The organism is Pseudomonas sp. C8002 (assembly GCF_013385765.1).
Taxonomy (GTDB): domain Bacteria; phylum Pseudomonadota; class Gammaproteobacteria; order Pseudomonadales; family Pseudomonadaceae; genus Aquipseudomonas.
This window is the reverse complement of the sequence record NZ_JACAPJ010000001.1, coordinates 316818-330583: the sequence shown is the minus strand read 5'-3', so window position 1 is coordinate 330583 and position 13766 is coordinate 316818. Positions and strand designations below refer to the sequence as shown.

The 13766-nt window shown below is 59.3% G+C and carries 10 protein-coding genes; 3 read left to right on the top strand and 7 right to left on the bottom strand.

The genetic code is table 11. From position 1 onward, the window contains the following. Nucleotides 1–59: 59 nt before the first annotated feature. The 7 genes from HX814_RS01570 to HX814_RS01540 form a co-directional block, all read right to left on the bottom strand. Nucleotides 60–1592: a sodium:solute symporter gene (locus HX814_RS01570; protein WP_177008212.1), complete on the bottom strand. Its 1533-nt coding sequence runs from the start codon at nt 1590–1592 to the stop codon at nt 60–62. Beyond that, nucleotides 1589–1843 (bottom strand): hypothetical protein, encoded by a 255-nt coding sequence (locus HX814_RS01565; protein ID WP_003218518.1) that lies wholly within the window; start codon nt 1841–1843, stop codon nt 1589–1591. The genes HX814_RS01570 and HX814_RS01565 overlap by 4 nt, the downstream gene beginning before the upstream one ends. A 130-nt stretch (nt 1844–1973) precedes the next feature. Next, nucleotides 1974–2909: a choline kinase family protein gene (locus tag HX814_RS01560; RefSeq protein ID WP_003218516.1), complete on the bottom strand. Its 936-nt coding sequence runs from the start codon at nt 2907–2909 to the stop codon at nt 1974–1976. Continuing rightward, nucleotides 2906–3862 carry an aminoglycoside phosphotransferase family protein gene (locus tag HX814_RS01555; RefSeq protein WP_177008213.1) on the bottom strand — a complete coding sequence of 319 codons (957 nt, stop codon included), beginning with the start codon at nt 3860–3862 and terminating at the stop codon, nt 2906–2908. Before HX814_RS01555 ends, HX814_RS01560 begins: the two co-directional genes overlap by 4 nt. Nucleotides 3863–3870: 8 nt before the next feature. Then, complete coding sequence (locus HX814_RS01550) at nt 3871–5151, bottom strand: M20 family metallo-hydrolase (protein ID WP_177008214.1); 1281 nt, start codon at nt 5149–5151, stop codon at nt 3871–3873. Further along, the gene (locus tag HX814_RS01545) at nt 5129–5887 is read right to left on the bottom strand and encodes a DeoR/GlpR family DNA-binding transcription regulator (RefSeq protein ID WP_008433061.1); all 759 of its coding nucleotides are present in this window, start codon (nt 5885–5887) and stop codon (nt 5129–5131) included. Before HX814_RS01545 ends, HX814_RS01550 begins: the two co-directional genes overlap by 23 nt. 212 nt (nt 5888–6099) lie before the next feature. Beyond that, nucleotides 6100–7503, bottom strand: coding sequence for an amidase (locus tag HX814_RS01540; protein ID WP_177008277.1), 1404 nt, complete (start codon nt 7501–7503; stop codon nt 6100–6102). 365 nt (nt 7504–7868) lie between these two features. Between HX814_RS01540 and HX814_RS01535 the strand changes: the two genes are divergently transcribed. The 3 genes from HX814_RS01535 (at nt 7869) to HX814_RS01525 (ending at nt 13754) form a co-directional block, all read left to right on the top strand. Then, nucleotides 7869–12500 carry an RHS repeat-associated core domain-containing protein gene (locus tag HX814_RS01535; protein WP_177008215.1) on the top strand — a complete coding sequence of 1544 codons (4632 nt, stop codon included), beginning with the start codon at nt 7869–7871 and terminating at the stop codon, nt 12498–12500. Then, nucleotides 12497–13135, top strand: coding sequence for a hypothetical protein (locus HX814_RS01530; protein ID WP_177008216.1), 639 nt, complete (start codon nt 12497–12499; stop codon nt 13133–13135). Before HX814_RS01535 ends, HX814_RS01530 begins: the two co-directional genes overlap by 4 nt. 268 nt (nt 13136–13403) lie before the next feature. Then, a complete protein-coding gene (locus HX814_RS01525) occupies nt 13404–13754 on the top strand; it encodes a hypothetical protein (RefSeq protein ID WP_177008217.1) in 351 nt (116 codons plus the stop codon). The last annotated feature ends 12 nt before the right edge of the window (nt 13755–13766 follow it).

Below are 13766 nucleotides of genomic sequence, written 5' to 3'. Positions count from 1 at the left end.
CTGCATTCGCGAGCAAGCCCGCTCCCACATTGGAACTACATTGGGTTAGAGAAGTGGGTTCAGTTCAGGCCCGGCGTTGCCCCCATTGGCACTTTGCGCCCTGGCGCCGCCATTTCAAACAACTGCTCCACCCGAGCACTCTCCTGCGCACTCGGTTTGATCGCCCATGCACACGCCACAAAAATCCCCGCATTGACCACCAGCCCCACAATCCCGCTGGTCAACGACCCCAGCCCGGGAATGTCGTCCGGATACATCGTCGTCAGCACAATCGCCATCACGATCCCCGCCAGCATCCCGGCAATCGCGCCTTCCTTGTTGCCGCGGCGGCTGAAAATGCCGAAGAACAGCGGCACCGCCAACTGGATAATCCCCTGGTAGGAAATCTGCGCCAGCAATTGCAGTCGCGCGTAATCAAAGGTCAGGTATGCCAGCACCGAGGCGGCAACGATAAACACCACCATCCCGGACTTAGCCAACAGCGTCAGTTGCCGATCGGTACGCGGGGTGTTCCAGGTAGCCAGGTCGTTGGCGAACTGGGTGCCGCAGACCTGCACGCAGCCGTCGACGTGGCCGATGCTCGCCGCCAGCACGATGACGATCGCCAGCGCCAGCATCCACGGCCCGCCGATGTCGAACAGCGAGAGGAACCAACCTTGTTGCGGGTGCGCGATGACGTTCGGGTCCTGGCTGATGGCCGCGGCAAACAGCATCAGAATCCCGTAGAAACCACCCACCAACAGGATCGTGTACAGCGTGCCTTTCTTCACCGCCTTGACGCCGCTGGCGGTGTAGATGCGCTGGAAGCTCATGGGCCAGCACATCGAGCCGATCACGCCGGTGAAGATCAGGCTGAACATGTACAGCGGGCCGTAACCGGTGCCGCTGGCGCCGGGAATCAGCAACATTTTCGCCGGCAGGTGCGACAGGTTGGAGAACGACGCCTGGTCACCGAACAGCAGGAACACACACAGCGCCGCACACACGACATAGGCGATCAGGCCCTGGAACATGTCGGTCATGATCAGCCCGCGCATGCCCATGCTCACGGTCCAGTACTGGCGCACCAGAACCACCACCACGCCGGCGACCAGGCAGGTGGTGACGCCCCAGCGGCCGAAGCTGGCGAACTGGAACAACATCGCCAACGCCTGGATGCCCATCACCACCCACGGGAATACCGAGATGATGCCGATGATCGAGGCCACGCGCTTGACCACCGGGCTGTTGAAGCGCATGCCGAGCAAGTCCGGCTGGGTGCGCAGGTTGAAACGCTGGCCCCAGGTCCACGCGCGGCGGGCCATCAGGTACATTGCCGTCACGCCAAGGGTGGCGTAGACCATGCCGTAGAAGCCCAGGGCGCCGCCGATGGTCAGGGCGAAAAACGCGGTAAAGGTCGAGCCCGGCCACCACGAGTTGGTGTAACACATGGCGATGTACCACGGCCCATAGGAGCGCCCGCCTACGGCGTAATCGGAAAAACTCGTGCTCTCGCGGTTGGTGGCGTACAGCACGGCGATCATCCCGGCCAGGAACAGGCCGATGACGCCGAAGGTGATAAAGAGGTTGGCATCGCTGGCGGTGCTGATCATTGCGCATCTCCCTCTTCGGGTATTTCGCCGGCCTTCAATTCGGCGACGTACAACGCCCACAGGCCCAGGCCTGCGAGGACTGCAATGGCGATCCAGTAGAAGATCGGCAACGGTATGCCCAGTACCAACGCGGTACTGCCGCTCACGCTCAAATAGAACGGCGGGAATAAGGCGAGCATCAGCAACAGGAAAAAGTACACGCCGAAGAGTTGGCTTTTCAGGCGTCCGGGTGGTGCGCTATCAGATTTCATGAGTCGGGTGCTCCTTGAATTTGTGGATCGTTTTTTTGTGTGATCAAACAAAAATCAAGCAGTGAAAACGCAGGCACCAATCAGCGCCCAAGTGACTTCATTCAATGCATTATTGTTGTCTGGCGCAGGCTCAAGCCTGTCTTAGCCAGGTTTCCCATTGCGAATCGTTGATGATGCTGCGGGCACGCATGTGCTTCCAGGTGCCGTATTTGTAGAAGTCGAAATCCAGCTGCGACACCGCGTGCTGCACCATCGCCCAGGTCGACCATTTGATGTCCGCCAGGGCCTTGTGCAACTTGATGCGCGCGAGGTTCTGCGGGGTGACCTGGCCGAAGTAATCCTCGATCAGGGCCAGTTCCATTTCATCAGTGAAAAACATTTCGCCGAACCACAGCGCCAGTTCGTAATGCCGGTCGTTGTTGGAGGCGTATTCGAAGTCCACCAGACGAATTTGCCGACGGTCGTTGAGCATGAAATTACCCGCCAGGGTGTCATTCATGCAGGGAGCCAGGTCGATGCCGGAAGCTTGCAGCACGCCCCGGGCGCGGTCGCATTGGCGGCGCAGCCAGGCGTCGTCGGCGGGCTTGCAGCCGTTGAGTTGCTCCACCTGCCGCTGGTGCTCGGCAATCATGTCGAACACGGTCTTGGTCTGCACCAGTGGCGGCTGGTCGTTGAACGCCTTGAGGGCGTGCAGCGCGTTGTGGCGCACGTCGCGGTCGAGGAAGTCGTGGTTGGAGGAGGCGCGCCAGCCCTCCATGAACTCGAAGACTTCCACGCCGAACTCTTCAAGGAATGCGAACACCGGCGCGCCATAGCCGGTTTGCGCCGCCTTGAGGCTGGCGTCGTGGGCCGTGCGGCGGTCAATGAACATCTCGGTGCCCACGCCCGGCACCTTGAAGAAATACGCAGTGTCGATCCCGGCCACTTCCACCCGCCAGTTGGTGTTGGAAATCCCGCCGCTGACCGGTTCATAACGAATGCCGGTGCCGCCCCAACTGGCAACCCCGCGCACCGCCGCTTCCAGCTGACACTCTTGTGGCGTACACGCCTCACCTAACGCTTTCATGCCTGCCCCTCCTGTACCTGACGTAGCCAACCTTCAAACCGCGGGTCTTGCAGACTTTGGCGGCAGCGCAACAGCGTCCACTGCCCGACCTTGGAAAACTCCAGCGGCCGCACCGAGGTAGCGCCGACCCACAGGCCCCAGAGCGTCCAGTACCAATCGTTGATCAAGGCGTACAAGCGGCAGCGCGCATAGTCGCTTTCACGGCACTCGCCGGCCCAGGCATGGATGCCTTCGCGCCAGTCGTTTTCGAAGACGTACAACTCGTTAAGGCTGATGGCCACGTCGTACCAGGGATCACCACTGCCGGCGTAATCGAAGTCGATCAGTTGCAAGGCGCCGTCCGGGCCGATCATCACGTTGCTCGCCACGCCGTCGCCGTGCAGCGGCACCGAGTCGCTGGCGTTCAGTTGCAGCGAGGTCCAGGCCAGGTCAATGCAGGTGCTGATCCAGGCGTGGTCGATGGGCAAGGCCACGCTGTAGCGCACGCATAATTCGCGCAGGTGCTGGATGTCTTGCAGCGGCGAGCGGGCGAAGCCCGGCGAGGTGCCTTGGTGCAATTGTTTCTTCAGGGCCCAGAGCGCTTGCAGGCGCCGGGGCTGCATCAATTCGTCGAGGCGGGCCCAACGCCACTCGCTGGTGGGTAACGCATCCAGCAGCAACACGCCGGCCGTGGCATCCACCAGGCGCACACCCGGCGTCACGTCGCAATCAGCTGCCAGTTGGGTGGCGCGGGCAGTGCGTTCAATGTCGATCAGCGCGCGCATGTCGTCATGCAAGACTTTGGCGTAACACTGGCCCCACGGTGCGCTGACGGTAAAACCGGCCCACTCGGTGGCCAGGCGTACCGGCGAGGCAATCCCGGCGGTGCCCTCTTCGACCACCACATGGGCGGACAAGCCGGCGGCCTCCAGGGCGCCCAGCAGCCGTGACTTAGCTTGCAAACGACTCGACATGGCAGACCTCAGCGGTAGGCGTTGGGGGTGGAACAGGCGCGGTGCAGCAACGCGGTCAGCATGTGCAGGCCGTTGCGCATGTCCTGTTCGCTGGTGAATTCCGCTTCGTTGTGGGACACGCCATTGCTGCTCGGGATAAACAGCAGGCACACCGGGTAATGCCGGCTCAGGCTGATGGCGTCGTGGCCTGACACGGTGACGCTGTTGCCGATGGGCAAGCCCAGTTGCTGGCCGACGCCGTAGGCCAGCTCGGCAAAACCGTGATGCAGGTGGCTCGGCTCACGCAGGGCGCGGCTTTCGATGCTGTAGTCAGTCGACGTGGCGCTGGCGGTGGCCTTGAGGCTGGCGTCCAGGCGCGCACCGGCTGCGGCCAGCAATTCGGTGTCGGGCGAGCGGTACTCGACATGCAACGTCACGCTGGAAGGCACCACGTTGGGGGAATTGGGATAGATCTCCAGGCGCCCCACCGAGCTGTGCAGTTGCACGCCGTGCAGGTCGGCCTCGGCCCGCACCGCAGTGATCGCGTGGGCGGCGGCCAGCAAGGCATCCTTGCGTGCAGCCATGGGTGTAGGACCGGTGTGGTTCTGTTCACCGATGAACCGAATCCGTTGCTTGAGGGCGGCCCAGGTGTCGCGCACCACACCGATGGCCAGCCCGTCGCGCTCAAGGCCATCACCTTGTTCGACGTGGATTTCCACATAACCGGCGACGTCCAGCTCGACGCGGCCCTCCCCCAGATAACCAATCTGCTGCAGCGCATGCTTGAGGCTGATGCCATCGCCATCGCGGCAGGCCCAGGCGTCCTGCAGGGCCAGGTCACCGGTGAACACGCTGCTGCCGATCAGGCTGGGCTGAAAACGCGCGCCCTCCTCGTTGGTCCAGTTCACCACCGCCAGGTTGCACGCCGGTACTTCGCCGCGCTCGCGCAGTTGGCGAGCCAGGCTGGCCACCGCGACTGCGCCGGCCAGCACGCCATAGACCCCATCGAAACGCCCGGCACTCGGCTGGCTGTCCAGATGCGAACCACACAGCACGTAGGGCGCTTCTGGATTAAAGGTGATCAAACCGAACATGTTACCCACTGCATCCACACGCACGTCAAAACCGCGTTCAGTCAGCCAGGCCGCGAACAGGTCGCGCACGGCGCCGTCTTCGGCCGAGGCGGCGAGGCGATGCAGCCCACCGGCCTTGGTCGCGCCGATGGCCGAGGTGTCGCGGAACAGCGCCTCGAAGGTTTCAAGGTCCTGTTCACTGGGCACCAGCAACTCAGGGGTAAAGGATATCGACATGGGCTTGCTCCAGGCGGGTCGCAAAGTCGTTGGACGGCGCACGATTGGTGACCAGGGTCGTGATGGCGCTGAACGGCAGCGTATTGATAAAGGTGCGGTGGCCGAACTTGGCGTCATCGGCCAGGATCACGCTGCGCAGGCTGTGTTTGGTCAGTTCCCGGCGCAGCAGCGCCTCGGGCTCCTGGTAGTCCATGAACCCCAGCTCAAGGTCGACAGCGCCGATGCCCATGAAGGCAATGTCGTAGTGGAACTGTCGGACGAATTCCAGGGTGTGGGCGCCAATCAGCGCGTTGTCGTTGCGGCGCACATCGCCGGGCACCACCAGCACCTGGTTGGCGCTTTGCTCGGTGATCAGGCGGGCGATGTCCAGGGAGTTGGTGATGATGCGCAACTGGCTGAACGCGGTCAGTTGCTGGGCCAGGGCCAGGGTCGAGGTGCCGGTGTCGAGGAACAGCACCATGCCTTCGCTCACCAGCTTCGCTGCACACACCGCGATACGCGTCTTGGCCTGGGGCTTGATGCGGCTGCGCACTTGCAGCGGCTGTTCTTCGTTGAGCCGCGGCAGGATCGCGCCGCCGTGGATGCGCCGCAGCTTGCCGGCTTCTTCCAGGTACTTGAAGTCGCGGCGGATGGTTTCTTCGGAGACGAACAGCGCCTGCGCCAGGTCCGACGCCTTGACGCGCTGGTGTTGAGTGAGCAGGAGCATGATTTCGTCGAGACGTGGCTGGTTGAGCATAAAAGAGGTATTCCAGGGCAGGTTCAGGCGGCCGGTATTGCGCGCCCCACGGCGAAACGCGGCGCGAGCCGGTCCAGCGGGGAGCATAGAACGTAATACGGCCATGGACAGGGTCACGGGTACCTCTCACTCATCAGGGTGTGAAAGGGCAGGACAACACAAAGCGTTTATCACGGGCGGGCTTCTTTTGAGCCCACTCCGGGTGCAATCAATCAAGGCATCAGCATCGGGGGGAGGTGCTGATCCCAGGGGGCGATGGCTTCGACGGCCGCGCAGAATTGCAGCACCTGGGCGTCGGCAAAACGTGGGCCGATCACCTGCAGGCCAATCGGCAAACCGCTCGGGCTGAAGCCGCAGGGCAGGCTGGCAGCGGGGTTGCCGGTGATATTGAACGGATAGGTAAACGGGGTCCAGCGGGCCCAGGGCACCGCGCCCTCCTCGCCCGGCCAGCCCTCGGGGGCAACCCGGTCGGCGGCGAACGGCAGGATCGGCATCGTCGGCATCAGCAGTACGTCGTAGTCATTAAACAGCGCGTGTACCTGATTGGCGAACAGTGCACGTTGCTGCACGGCCTTGAGGTAGGCCGCCAGATCGTAATCGGCGGAGCGCTTGATCAGCGCAGCGAAACCCGGGTCCAGTTGGTCGAGGCGATCGGCCAGGGATTTGCCATAAGCGATCCCGCGCCCGCCGACCCACAGGGTTTCGAAGGTGGCCAGCGGGTCTTGCCAGTCCAGGTTCAGGGTGGTGACGGTGACCGGCAGCTCATCCGCAAGGTAATGCACCGCCGCTTCGACGGTGGCGGCGATGACCGGGTCCACCGGCGTATCGAACAAGGTCGGGCAATACGCCACACGCACAGGGCCCAGCGGTTGGTCGCAGCGTGCCAGGTAGGACTCGGTGGGCGCGGGCAAGGCCTGGTGATCCAGCGGATCGGGCCCGGAGAGGATATCGAAGAGCAACGCGCTGTCGCGCACGGTACGGGTGATCGGGCCGGCGTGGCTGAGCATTTCAGTGGCGGACCAGGGCCAGGTGGGGATGCGCCCCAGAGAGCCTTTAAGAGCGAATGCACCGCAAAAGGCGCCGGGAATGCGCACCGAACCGCCGCCGTCGGAACCCAGCGTGGCCGGGACCATGCGTGCTGCCACCGCAATGGCCGAGCCGGAACTGGATCCTCCGCTGGTGAGCTGGGGGTTCCAGGGGTTGCGGCCATTGCCGAAAACCCGGGAGGTGCTGGCGCCGGTCCAGCCGAATTCGGTGGTGGCGGTCTTGCCGAGGATGATCGCGCCGGCCTCCTTGAGGCGGCGGATGATCGGGGCGTCCTGGGTGGGGACGTTGTCCAGGCCGGTCAGCGAACCGCGGGTGGTGCGCAGATTGGCGGTGGAGAACAGGTCTTTGATGCCGAAGGGGATGCCGTGGAGCGGGCCACGAAATTGGTTGGCCTGCGCTTCTGCGGTCAGGATTTCAGCCTGCTCCCGCGCGGATTCGGTGTAGACGTCGCCGAAGGCATTCAGTGTGGGATTGTGGGTTTTGATGGCTTCGAGGCTTTGCTCGACCAGTTGCACAGGGGTCAGTGTGCCTTGGCGGATGCTTTCGGCTGCGCGCAGGACGCTGGGCATGTGGGTCAGTGAGGTATCAGTCTTCATTGAGCATCCTGGGACATCTGCGAAATGATCCAGCGGGTACGTCAATAGACGCCAAGGGAATGGAAGCTGTCAAGTTGGATTTGTTGCGTATGTGGGTTTTGTGGGATTTATTTTTGTCGGAGATTTGGCTTACGAAAACGGGTCGGTTTAGCCGGGGATTTGGCGAAACGTCCTATCAGTAGCAGTGGATAGCTCTGACTTCTTTCTCTTACAAACCTCTGCAAAGTCCCTCGCCTGATCACACAGCGCGAGGGAACGCCGATGTTTTTTTTGATTAATGCCCTGCCCGATGGGGCTGCCTCTTGAATCCCGCCCTAGGCAGGTTGGCCCTGGCTCCCATGGATGTGGAGACGAAGGACGTTGAAGCGGTCTTTCGTAATTTCAGGGAGTGCCTTAACTCGTTTGACGATTGGGCTGAGAGCTTCTGGAGCTTTTCGTCGCTGGAAGTCGAGCAGGTGTTCAAGGTTGGGGATGAGGTCGCGCTGGTCGCGCCTGTTTCCTCTAAAGCCCCCAGTACCACCGTTGCAATGTGCAAACCCAATGGTGCGCTGACCCTGGTGCATATGTTTGAGAGCAAGCGGTTTGTGCCGATCGGCAACACGCCGGTCATGCTCCAGGCCATCGCCGAGGACGGCAGCCTGATCGGTCCCCCCATTCATAAAACCATCGGCCCCAGCGGCATCCTCGAAATCACCGACTGCACGCGCGACCAGCAGTATCAGGTCAGCTTCTACCCCGATGTTTCCAAGGATCACGTCAAGGCGCTCTACGCCTCCTATCAGTCGGTGATCAGCTCACTGGAAAGCAGCTTGCGCAGTGAATGGACGAGCACCTTCGAAGAGCAGTGGAAACAGTACTCAAACGCCAGCGCCCTCGACCGTCGCAAGTTGATGGACGCCGCGTTTGTGCGAGGGATTACGAACACGCTGTACAGCCTTTGGGACGGTATTCCAAACCTGTACGACTGGCTGGCGGACATCAAACCCAATAGCGAAAAGTTGCTGCAGTACCTCTCCCAAGGCGAGCTTGAAGAGCTGTTGAAGCTCAGCAATGAGGCCATTGCCAACGGTCTTCTGGTGCTGAGCGATGAACCGCTGTTGTTCATCTATTTGTCGGCGATGCTCAGTTGGGCGCAATTGCTTCCGCCGCCGGACATGAACGAGCTGCTGGGGGAAATGACTTCCGAGGTACTGCTCAACCTGCTGTTGCTGTTGGCCACTGGCGGCATGGGTGTGGCGGTGCGTTTGGGCCCGCAGGTGCTGAGCAAGGTCAGGTCCGACCGGGCACGGGTGTTACTCGAGCAGATGGCCAAGTTGGGCGAGGTACCACGGCTGGACTGGCACCCCAGTGTGCTTAAGCCGGTGTCGCTTAAAAATGACCCAGTGTCGATCAAGGCAGCGGCCGTGCCGTTGAAGGCCGGTGTAAACGAGGTTTCGAATCCGGCAGCGCTGGTCCGAAAGCCTAAAGCAGCGCGCACGGCGCTGGTGAAGCAAGAACATGTGGATGATGCCCCGGCTTCGGCGAAAAATCCCAATGGAGATGCTTCGGTCTGTTCGGCGAATACCTGTACCAATGGCTGCCCGGTTTCGATGGTTACTGGTGAGGAACTGCTGACCCTCACAGACGGCTCGTTGGAGGGTGTCCTGCCATTTGCCTGGACGCGGTTGTATCGCAGCAGTGCCGTGGAAGTGGATTGCGGGTTGGGGTTTGGCTGGAGTCATGCGCTGGCGCAGCGCTTGGTGGTGAGCGGCGGATCGGTGGTGTGGACCGATCACGAAAACCGCAGCACCACCTTTCCCCTGCCCTCTGCTGCACGGCCGGCCATCACCAATAGCCTGGCGGAAGCGGCGATTTATCTGGGTGCTTTGCCGGATGAATGGGTGCTGGCTCAGGCGTCGCTTTTCTACCACTTCCGTGACGGTGTGCTGACGGCGATCAGTGACGCTTACGACAACCGGCTGCGCATTTCCCGCGATTATTCAGGGCGGATTCAGCGGATCGATAACCATGTTGGCCAGGGATTGCTGCTGCGGTATGAGCACGGCCATATCGTTGCCGTCGACTATCAGGTGCAGCGGGAGCCGGGCTGGGTCACCGAACAGAACGTTGTTTCCTACACGTACGACGATGCCTGGCGGTTGGTTGAGGCGACCAACGCTGTCGGCGAAAGCGAGCGTTATCGGTACGACGATCAGCAGGTGATCCTGGAGCGGGAACTGGCCGGTGGGGCGAGTTTCTTCTGGGAGTGGGAACGGTCCGGCAAGGCGGCAAGGTGCGTCCGGCACTGGGCCAGCTTTTCGCAGATGGACACGCGGTATGTGTGGGATGACAACGGCACGGTCACCGTGCACAACGCCGATGGCAGCCAGGAAGTCTACGTACACGACCAGCGCGCACGGCTGGTGCAGCGGATCGATCCGGACGGCGCGCAGCACTTCAAATCCTACGACGAAAAAGGCCGGCTGACGGTCGAGCAGAATCCGCTGGGAGCGGTGACGGCCTATCAGTACGACGAAGCCGGTCGGTTGATTGCGCTGTTTCCCGGGGACGATACGCCGACGTCCTACGAGCATGACAACGGGTTCGTACGGGTTGTGCGCCGTGGTGACGCGGTGTGGAAATACCAGCGTAACGATCAAGGCGATATCACTCGCAAGACTGATCCGGACGGCAATTACACCGAATACACCTACACCCAACACGGAAAGCTCACGGGTGTTTGGTATCCGGATAACAGCAGCCAACGCTTTATCTGGAACGAACGCGGCCAGCTCATTGAGGAAAAACTGGCGAATGGCGGTGTGCGGCGTTATCGCTATGACGAGCTGGGGCGGCAGGTGGCTTGCGAGGATGAGCATGGTGCGCTGACCCAGTATCAGTGGGACGCCGTAGGTCGTTTGCTGAAAGTGATTCAGCCTGACGGGGCCACACGCGAATTCAGCTACAACCCGTACGGAAAAATCACTGCTGAGCGCGACGAGTTGGGCCGCGTCACCCGCTACGAATACGCCGATGGTTTGCACCTGATCAGCCGTCGGATTAACCCCGACGGTACACAGCTTAAATACCGTTATGACAATGTTCGGCTGTTACTGACCGAGATTGAAAACGAGGTCGGCGAAACCTATCGGCTCGACTATCACGCCAACGGCCTGATCCAGCAGGAAACCGGGTTTGATGGCCGCCGCACCGCCTATGCCTACGACCTCGCCGGGCATCTGCTGGAAAAGACCGAATACGGCGATGACGGCAGTCAGTTGGTTACCGGTTATGCGCGCGATGCTGCCGGTCGCCTCGTAAGAAAAACCCTGCCCGACCGCAGCATTGTCGATTACACCTACGACCGCCTCGGCAATCTCCTCAGCGTCGACGACGGTCATTGGCCGCTGCATTACGAATACGACCTGCAAAACCGCCTCACCGCCGAACACCAGGGCTGGGGCACGTTGCGCTATGGATACGACGAATGCGGCCAACTCGAAAAACTACGCCTTCCGGATAACAACCGCCTCACCTTTCACCACGACAAAGGCGGCGACCTCGCCACCGTCGAACTCAACGGTAACCTGCTCACCTCGCACCTGTTCAAATCCGGCCGCGAACACCAACGCCAGCAGGGCCAACTCCTCAGCCACTACCACTATGACGACCAGGGCCGCCTGCACGCCCACGCGATCACCCAACAGGAACAACGCCAGCAGCGCCGCCAATACGACTACGACAAACGCGGCAACCTCACCCGCATCCTCGACACTCGAAAAGGTCAGCACGACTACCACTACGACCCGCTCGACCGCCTGACTCGCGCCAACCACTCGCACGACCTGCAGGAACGCTTCGTCCACGACCCGGCGGGCAACCTGCTGATGCAAGACCGCGTCGGTCCGAGCGTCGTCAAAGGCAATCGCCTGTTGATGCAAGGTGACCGCCATTACGACTACGACGCCTTCGGCAACCTTCTGCGGGAACGCCGGGGTCGGGCTCAGCAACTGGTCACTGAATACCGCTACGACAGCCAGCACCGACTGATCAGCGTCACCCAGCCGGACGGTACCGGGGCCGCATATCGCTACGATCCGTTTGGTCGGCGCATCGCCAAAATCCTCAACGGCCAGACCACCGAGTTTTTCTGGCAAGGCGAAAAGCTGATCGCCGAACACAACGCCGATCACCACCAGAGCTACCTCTACGAACCCAACAGCTTCCGCCCGCTAGCGCTGCTCAAAGGCTACGGCCCGGAAGACGCAAAACCCTTCCACTACCAACTCGACCACCTGGGCACCCCGCAAGAACTCACCGCGCCCGACGGCGAAATCGTCTGGTCCGCCCATTACCGCGCCTACGGCCAAATCGCGAAGCTGGACGTCAACACCGTTACCAACCTACTGCGCTTCCAGGGCCAATACTTCGACCCGGAAAGCGGGCTGCACTACAACCGTCATCGCTACTACAATCCGGACATTGGCCGCTACCTGACGCCTGATCCGGTGAAACTGGCGGGCGGGCTGAACGGATACCTGTACGTGCCCAACCCGACGGGGTGGGTGGATCCGTTGGGGTTGAATACCTGTCCGGGTGGGGATGGATGTAAGCCGACGCACCGCGCTGAAGATCCCACGAGCAAAGCCAAGGTAAACGAAGGCGACGTAGAGCCACCTAAAGGATTCGATAGTAAGCTCTCAAGAAATGGAGCGCTGAGAAGAGCTAAAGAGATTGGTGGTATTCCACGAAGCGCACAGCCTATAGCGGTTGAAAGGGATAAGATCCGTGATCAAGATAGATACATATCGGGCAGGATATATGTTTTCAGCCTTAAAAAAGGTCATGTCACTAAGATTTATGAACACTCCCTAGGTCATGTAGAGGGCAATCACGGTCCACACTTCAACACAAAAAACACGATTGGAGGAATAAAGGTGCCTTTGAGGATTGGCGATGACTCACATACATACTTCAAGAGAAAGCCATGAAAACCGCATATATAAATGAAACTGGAGTAAAACCTTGGAACGGGGTAGAACAGATAGATGACTCTCAGTTTTCCACATTAACCTTAATTGACCATGACTTTCGCTGCGTTTGGGATTCCTGGTGCAACGTGGCGGAGTGCTTAGTAGAAGAATGGCCGATCAAGCGGGAATGGCGGTCGATAGGGTGGGGAGATTTTTACTCCAGGACCGAGGAACACCTACTAAAAAAGGAATTGGCTGGTCAGATAAAAAATGGAGATCTATTCGGAAAAAATGATAGCACCAACATATATTCGATAATAAAAAACATTCCAACCTTGCCCAGAGATATAACAAATTCCGCACTGGAAGGTTCAAGCGAAACAATTTTGATTATGCAAAAGTCAGTCCCTTCAATAGAACAGCTTTGGACCGACATGACTATTTTCGAAAAAAAAGTGACTACCAAAAATATAAAAACTTTCCTTGAGATTCATCCACAAACCGTGCTTTGCAGGTTCTTTGATTCAGAAACACATGCCGCCGCTCAATTTATAAGCATGATTGATGTTCAAGAGAAACTAGTCAGCGCAATTCAAAAAAATGAGATCCGAGAAATCACCCAACGAGAGGTCTACAGTTATATTCACACATGAAGAATAGCCGAAAGCCAAACTTCCCACCAAACATCATGAATTGCGACGTACCTAAACGTTCGACTCAAAAAAGAGTCTCTCCTCTTGACGCAGGATATTTTAACCAAATAAATCCGCCTCACTCTGTTTCTTTGCTGCGACTACTTGCCGTGACCAAAAAACAATACTACACACCAAAAGCGGAAACGTTTTTTGGAGGACGATAAATGGCGATCTCACTGAAAAACCATCAGGCTTCACATCGAATAATCACAAAAAAACACAGGTGGTGGCGCTCAGCGAGCACGTTGAAGAGGATGCGACGTTGCTCATCGACGGCACCATATTGAATTGCTTCGTCAGCTTTTGCCCTTATGAGATCGAAGTAGGAAAAACCTATGATGCAGATCTGACAATAAATCTATCCGACGACTACGAAGTCATCAGGGTCGACACAGTCGATTGTCTGGTTGAAAAAACAGGCCATGGCTATGCTTATTTTCTGTCTGGAAGGCTTTGCAACGAGACTTTTCACACGTTTACGCCACTTGACGATCAAGACTTGCACTACGAGCATCCAGAATTAAACGAACAACTTATCAGATTGGAAGTAGAAAGAATTGACGTGAGCTTTCACTGACATTCCAACAAA

What these genes read in the sequence shown, in the direction of transcription:
- HX814_RS01570 (WP_177008212.1), bottom strand. Translation starts at nt 1,592, where the DNA reads ATGATCAGCACCGCCAGCGATGCCAACCTCTTTATCACCTTCGGCGTC.
- HX814_RS01565 (WP_003218518.1), bottom strand. Translation starts at nt 1,843, where the DNA reads ATGAAATCTGATAGCGCACCACCCGGACGCCTGAAAAGCCAACTCTTC.
- HX814_RS01560 (WP_003218516.1), bottom strand. Translation starts at nt 2,909, where the DNA reads ATGAAAGCGTTAGGTGAGGCGTGTACGCCACAAGAGTGTCAGCTGGAA.
- HX814_RS01555 (WP_177008213.1), bottom strand. Translation starts at nt 3,862, where the DNA reads ATGTCGAGTCGTTTGCAAGCTAAGTCACGGCTGCTGGGCGCCCTGGAG.
- HX814_RS01550 (WP_177008214.1), bottom strand. Translation starts at nt 5,151, where the DNA reads ATGTCGATATCCTTTACCCCTGAGTTGCTGGTGCCCAGTGAACAGGAC.
- HX814_RS01545 (WP_008433061.1), bottom strand. Translation starts at nt 5,887, where the DNA reads ATGCTCAACCAGCCACGTCTCGACGAAATCATGCTCCTGCTCACTCAA.
- HX814_RS01540 (WP_177008277.1), bottom strand. Translation starts at nt 7,503, where the DNA reads ATGCCCAGCGTCCTGCGCGCAGCCGAAAGCATCCGCCAAGGCACACTG.
- HX814_RS01535 (WP_177008215.1), top strand. Translation starts at nt 7,869, where the DNA reads ATGGATGTGGAGACGAAGGACGTTGAAGCGGTCTTTCGTAATTTCAGG.
- HX814_RS01530 (WP_177008216.1), top strand. Translation starts at nt 12,497, where the DNA reads ATGAAAACCGCATATATAAATGAAACTGGAGTAAAACCTTGGAACGGG.